This is a genomic window from Endozoicomonas sp. ALC013, from assembly GCF_049310205.1.
In the GTDB taxonomy this organism is placed as follows: domain Bacteria; phylum Pseudomonadota; class Gammaproteobacteria; order Pseudomonadales; family Endozoicomonadaceae; genus Endozoicomonas.
On record NZ_JBLYNS010000234.1, the window covers coordinates 1 to 4,683 of the forward strand.

4 protein-coding genes are annotated in these 4,683 nt (G+C 48.3%); 3 read left to right on the forward strand and 1 reads right to left on the reverse strand.

Going from position 1 to position 4,683, the window contains the following annotated elements:
• Positions 1-345: hypothetical protein (locus ACO6V1_RS22420; protein ID WP_422468685.1), on the reverse strand; the 345-nt coding region annotated here is incomplete at its 3' end.
• Between the two features lie 584 nt (positions 346-929).
• Between ACO6V1_RS22420 and ACO6V1_RS22425 the strand changes: the two genes are divergently transcribed.
• The 3 genes from ACO6V1_RS22425 to asd all read left to right on the forward strand — a co-directional run bounded on the left by ACO6V1_RS22425 (position 930) and on the right by asd (position 4,603).
• The gene (locus ACO6V1_RS22425; protein WP_422468687.1) at positions 930-2,558 is read left to right on the forward strand and encodes a hypothetical protein; all 1,629 of its coding nucleotides are present in this window, start codon (positions 930-932) and stop codon (positions 2,556-2,558) included.
• A 143-nt stretch (positions 2,559-2,701) separates the two neighbouring features.
• Positions 2,702-3,535 carry a sulfurtransferase gene (locus tag ACO6V1_RS22430; RefSeq protein WP_422449789.1) on the forward strand — a complete coding sequence of 278 codons (834 nt, stop codon included), beginning with the start codon at positions 2,702-2,704 and terminating at the stop codon, positions 3,533-3,535.
• 198 nt (positions 3,536-3,733) lie between these two features.
• Positions 3,734-4,603, forward strand: a complete 870-nt coding sequence (asd, locus tag ACO6V1_RS22435; protein ID WP_422468689.1) for an archaetidylserine decarboxylase — start codon at positions 3,734-3,736, stop codon at positions 4,601-4,603.
• Positions 4,604-4,683 lie beyond the last annotated feature (80 nt).

The window sequence follows — 4,683 nt, forward strand, 5'->3', positions numbered from 1 at the left end:
GAATGCCAGGTTGTATTTCAACATGTCCTGATGCATAAGGGTGTTTTTCCGGCGTTCAATTTTTATCATATTCCTGAATTCAAGCGGAGGAGGACCTGATGATGATGTAACTGATTGCATGCAAATGCTTTCATCAAAGCAATCTTTTTCGTACTGTGACTTGAATGGGTAAAAATCAGGTGGCGGTATTTTGGTAGAATCCTGTGGCACAACTTCTTCAGCCGATAAATTATTAAACTTTGCTGAGTCACCTGTGTTTGCCGTGGCATCCTTGGTTTCTTCAGGATTTTGTTGTTCTTGCCATGCCATTTTTCGGTAAGTTGATGCTGATATGGGTGAAGTCATAACAATTACTCATATTCTAAATAATCAAGTTGATGACAAGGGGTTATGTTCAAAGCGTTTCCAACGCTCATGAGAATTCATGGCGCAAGGTGAAACTCTGTCGACTCTGACCACTGATCCAAATGAAAGTTTCATGATATAATGGATATTTCCGGCTTCCAGGTGGAAAAGTTTTACTGCTGTATTTTTAGTAAAATGGCTGACTATAAACGCAGTTACAGTAGTTGAGAGTCAGGTATTTTTCTGAACACATTCAAGAATCAAGAACTGCCACTGGTTTGCAATTTGTTTATGCTTTGGACGCAGGTCTTGAAAAATTGAACTTTAAGCATAAAAATCAGTCGAACTTTATAAAATTGAATCCAACCTTTTAATAACAACTAGTACACGGTTTCAATGAGTTTTATGGGTTGTCGTGCCTCCGCACTCTGTTCGCCCTGAGCCTGTTGAAGGGCGTAAACTCCGGACTCTGATAGATCGTGCCAAGCACCCTTCGACTCCGCTCAGGGTGAACGGAGATGGTACACGTCAAACTCATTGAAACCATGTACTAACATGATGGTTCGCTCTTCAGGCAATTTGCAATGAACTCATTAACATCAGACTGTGGATTTTACTGGCTCAAGTCCCTGGCAAGAGAGCCGGTGGAACATGACGAAAGATTCAGTATTGGCTCTGCGGTCAGCCCCCTCATGGTATCGGATGAGAGTCAACCCCAAAACACTTTTGTGGCAACGCGGCTCCCTGAGCGACTCACAGTTGCTGTTTCTGAATCAATAGCTGTTCCTGAAACAGTTGCTCCTGAGCCAGTTGCTCTTGAAACAGTTGCTCCTGAGGTCATCGCTGTTCAAGAGTCAGTTGCTGCTCAAGAGACAGTTGCTGCTCCAGACGCTGCTTCCTGTGTTGGGCTCTCTTTGCCCGGAACTTCGCCTGTTGTCAAAAAACAGATTCCCGAACAGCTGCACGATATTTGCCAGCAATGGCTTGCGCTAAGCCACCGCTTCCCTAAAGACCTCAGTTTCCAGCAAACCGGCGAACTGGTCGAGGCCTTCAGAGAAATATTGCTTCAGCGACTTAGGGGATTGGCATCAGAACCTTCCAGATCCACCACGGGCTGTCAGCCATCGGGGTGGTCTTCAACGCACCACACCAAACCGGCTGACCAGAAAAACGCACCTGATGACAGTAGTCAGAGGGATCATCAGCTGGTGGACCATTTCTGGCTAAGTTACCTGAACGCGATAAGCCGACGTATTACCCAGATAAGCAGTGACGATGTTCGTGTGAATGGCCAGAGTCCGGAAGAACCGAATCCGTTCACTTTTGAGCAGCTGAACCAGAAAAGCTGGGATTTATATGCCAGGATCGGTGTGAGCTATCCGGACAACATCCCGCTGATTCTTAAACAGGCTTCCTATCCCCTCAGCCATGGTGGTGACACTTTCGCTATTATCCATAGTGTTGTTTTTCAGGGCGTAGAGGCCAGCAGCAACTTTGTGAGCACCCTGCTTTTTTCCCTGTGTGAATACTATCAGCCGGAACAACGGCCTTCGCCAAACGGCTCTGAGCCAGTGATTATCCGGTTATTCGAGCAGCTCGGCTACTGGCGGCAACAAAACGACAAACTGATTGTCCCGAAAGTCAAAACGGCGAAAGGGGAGATTCGCCCCATGAGTATTGTCAAAAGCATGGAGCGGATTATCCCCAAAGAACACCCATTCCAGCAGGCCCTGGCCAGGGTCCAGCTTGACAGCGGCCCAATCGGCATACTGGATGGCAGTGTTACCCGGCAAAAAAAATGCCTGAAACAAACCATTAAGGCGCTTGCCAGTTCAACCGCCGCTGATGATCTGGCCAAAGCAAAACAAAGACCATCGCCAGCCAAAACACAGCGAAAGCAAAAAAAAGACAACAAGACCACCGCCCCCCTCTCCTGCAACCAACCTGCTGCGCCATCGACACCTACGCCATCAGAGGCTGGCAAAAACAATTCCGGGGAATGTCTGAGCACATTGGCAGACAACAGCAGCTCGCCAATAACATTTGCCAGACAATGCAAACAGCTCATTAATGCTGATAACGTCGACCTGCTGAAAAAACTGCTGACAGACAATCCGCAACTGTTCTACGGATTAAAACAGTCACAGAAAAATAAAATTGACCGTTTTCTGAAAGCAAAGAAACTTCCCAATTTTATGCGGGATAAACACTAAAATACGCTGGTACTGGATAGGGTTGTTCAGGCAGAATTGCCCGACATAGCTATCTATCAGGTTGACATGCGGGCCACCATAAGAACCTCTAATGCAGAGAGCCACAAACAACAGGCCCTGATATTTAACGCCCTGGACGTAATATGACTGACAATAACAAGCTGCCACTTATCCTTGAACCAGACGTTCTGGAATCCATACTCACTGCTGAAGACCATGCGTCAGTAAAAGAGCGCCTGATTATTATTGATCTTGGTAATCCCCGGCTGTATCAACAGGCTCATGTTCCCGGGGCCATCCATGTGCCACCCCATCAGCTGGTTGCAGGAACGCAACCGGCCCGTGGCAAACTGCCAGCGCTCAGTCAACTGGAATCGTTGTTCAGTGAGCTGGGCTTTACCGGCGAAGAGCACTTTATTGTTTACGATGATGAAGGCGGTGGCTGGGCGGGGCGCTTTATCTGGACGCTGGATGTTATTGGTCACCGGAAATATTCGTATCTCAATGGTGGAATCCATGCCTGGTTGAAAGAAGGCCATCCAAGAGAGTCCGGGGCCAACGTGAGAGCTTCCACCGACGTTTCCCTGACGATTGATGACCGTGTTATTGCCAGCTGCGACTTCATCCTTGAAACACTGGCGAGCCCGGAGTTCACTATCTGGGATGCACGCTCTCCAGAAGAATACCGCGGAGAAAAGGTCATGGCACAAAAAGCTGGCCATATTCCCGGAGCCATTAATTTTGAGTGGACCCGAGCCATGGACCCGGAAAAGAACTATCGAATTAAAGAAGGGCTGGAGGCGGAGCTTGATGCCCTTGGTATTAAAAGAGATCAACAAATCATCACCCACTGTCAGGCCCATCACCGTTCAGGGTTTACCTATCTTGTGGCTAAAGCGCTTGGCTTTAAATCGGTCAGAGCCTATGACGGCTCATGGTCTGAATGGGGGAACCTGCCTCATACACCAGTTGCTTAAGTAGTTAATAAGCAAACACAGCAATCACCGAAGGTGCAGGCAGTCATGCCATGAATTACAATGGCTGCCACTTTCCTGTTTTTCGAGAACCATTGTCTTGATTCATTTGAACAACCTTCAGAGCCTGGCATGATCCCTTACAAATAGACGACAGGCTCTTATCAGATACCTATTTTAACCACAGGATATTCCATCACCGTGAAAGAAAAACTGTTTGCAGCTATCCAGTATGTACTGCCTCATCACCTGATCTCCAGGGCTGTGTACTATTTTGTGGAATGCCAGATTCCATGGTTCAAAAATGGCCTGATTCGCTGGGCTATCGATCACTACCACGTCAATATGAGTGAAGCGAAGCGGGAAGGCGCTGAAGAGTACCGCCACTTCAACGACTTTTTTACCCGGTCATTAAAGGATGGAGCCCGTCCTTTACCCGAAGACCCGGAGATGATTGTCAGCCCGGCCGATGGTGTCATCAGTCAGATAGGCGACATCAAGAACGGCAGAATATTTCAGGCCAAAGGCCATGATTACAGTCTGGTCGAATTGCTGGGTGGTGATCTGGAGCTTGGGCAGGAGTTTATGGGCGGAAAGTTTGCTACCATTTACCTCTCCCCGAAAGACTACCACCGTGTCCATATACCTGCGGCCGGATCCCTGCATAAGATGGTCCATGTGCCCGGACGCCTTTTCTCTGTAAACCAGGGGACCGTTGAGAACATCCCCAATCTCTTTGCCCGGAACGAACGGGTGGTCAGTATTTTTGATACAGAATACGGTACCATGGCAGTCATCATGGTTGGGGCAATCAATGTTGCCAGTATTGAGACCGTGTGGGCCGGTCTGGTGACCCCACAAAGGGGGCAGGTTGCTACCACCACCTATGGTGAGGTGAGCCAGTCGGTTGAATTAAGCCGTGGTGATGAACTGGGCCGCTTCAAACTGGGTTCCACTGCGATATTGCTCTTTGGCAAAAACCAGATTGATTGGCTGGAAAACTGGCAACCAGGCCTGTCGATCAAGATGGGGGAGGCATTGGCCCGGGTCGATGCTCCTGACATCAAATAGTGCCTTCTCTATAGTGGAGATTTTTATCACATAGAGCCTGGTATTCAGAACCTCCGGGAGCGTAACGAATCCGTGTCAGA